This is a genomic window from Kitasatospora sp. NPDC057015 (assembly GCF_042673745.1).
GTDB lineage: Bacteria > Actinomycetota > Actinomycetes > Streptomycetales > Streptomycetaceae > Kitasatospora.
Genome location: NZ_JBHUSG010000147.1, coordinates 1 through 1,422 on the forward strand (window position 1 = coordinate 1; position 1,422 = coordinate 1,422).

The 1,422-nt window shown below is 65.9% G+C and carries 1 protein-coding gene; it reads right to left on the reverse strand.

Features of this window, described 5'->3' with window-relative positions; genetic code table 11:
* Window positions 1–32: 32 nt before the first annotated feature.
* The gene (locus ACFTWP_RS41740; protein ID WP_380270397.1) at window positions 33–1,349 is read right to left on the reverse strand and encodes an IS630 family transposase; all 1,317 of its coding nucleotides are present in this window, start codon (window positions 1,347–1,349) and stop codon (window positions 33–35) included.
* Window positions 1,350–1,422: the final 73 nt, after the last annotated feature.

The following is a 1,422-nucleotide window of genomic DNA, read 5'->3' on the forward strand; positions in this document are numbered from 1 at the left end:
CTAGTGTGACGCACCGCAAATCACGAGGGCAACTATGACCTTGATGGCTGGCTGTCCGGGTTGATCTTGGCGAGGTAGTCGGCGAGGGACCTGAGGATCTCGTCGGCGGTCTTGGTCCAGGTGAACGGTCTCGGGTCCTGGTTCCAGGTGTCGATCCAGGCCTTGATGTCGTCCTCGAGGGCCTTGACGGAGGTGTGGACGCCGCGGCGGATGAGTCTGTCGGTCAGGAGGCCGAACCAGCGCTCGACCTGGTTGATCCAGGAGGAGCCGGTCGGGGTGAAGTGGATGTGGAAGCGCGGGTGCCGGCCGAGCCAGGCCTTGATCTCGGGGGTGTTGTGAGTGGCGTAGTTGTCGCAGACCAGGTGTACGTCGAGCTCGGCGGGGACGGCCTTGTCTATGGTGATCAGGAACTTCTTGAACTCCAGGGCCCGGTGGCGTCGGTGGAGTTCGCTGATCACGGTCCCGTCGGCGATGTTGAAGGCCGCGAACAGGCTGGTGATTCCGTGGCGCAGGTAGTCGTGGGTGCGGCGTTCGGGCATGCCCGGCATCATCGGCAGTACCGGCTGGGACCGGTCCAGCGCCTGGATCTGGGACTTCTCGTCGACGCAGAGCACGACCGCCTTCTCGGGCGGGTTGTGGTAGAGCCCGACGACGTCCACCACCTTGTCCACGAACTGCGGGTCGGTGGAGAGCTTGAAGCTGTCCTGCAGGTGCGGCTTGAGGTCGAACTTCCTCCAGATCCGCCCGATGGTGGACTTCGACAGCCCTGTGCGCTTCGCCATCGACGCCCGTGACCAGTGCGTGTCGTTGCCCGGCGTGGACTCCAGCGTCGCCACCAGCACGTCCTCGACCTGGTCGAGCAGGATCGAGGGCGGCCTGCCTGGACGGGGCTCGTCCTGCAGGCCGTCCAGCCGCTTGTCGATGAACCGGGCCCGCCAGCGCTCCACGGTCGACTCGTCGACGCCCAGATCCATCGCGGCCTGCCGGTTCGTCCCACCGTCCGCGCAGCGCAGCACGATCCTGGCCCGCAGTGCGAGGTACTGTGCGGTCTTCGCCCGCCTGGACCAGCGCGTCAACTGGTCCCGCTCGGCGTCGCTCAGGACCAGGTCGGCCTTCGGCCGGCCGATGCGGCCCGCATCATGCAGGCCGACCAGTCCCTCGGCGGCGAACTTGCCACGCCACTTGCGCACCGTCTTGTCCTGGACCCCAACGAGCTTCGCAGCAGCGGCATTCGACATACCGTCAGCGCACGCCAGGATGATTCGGGCACGCTCAGCGGCTCTTCGGTCCCAGGACTCCGTCCGACGCAGCAACTCGGCACGCTCGTCGTCAGACAGCGCGATCGACACAGCGGAGGGCCCAGGATGCGACACCATAAAAGGGTATCAACTTACCCTCGTGATTTGTGGCGCGTCACACTAG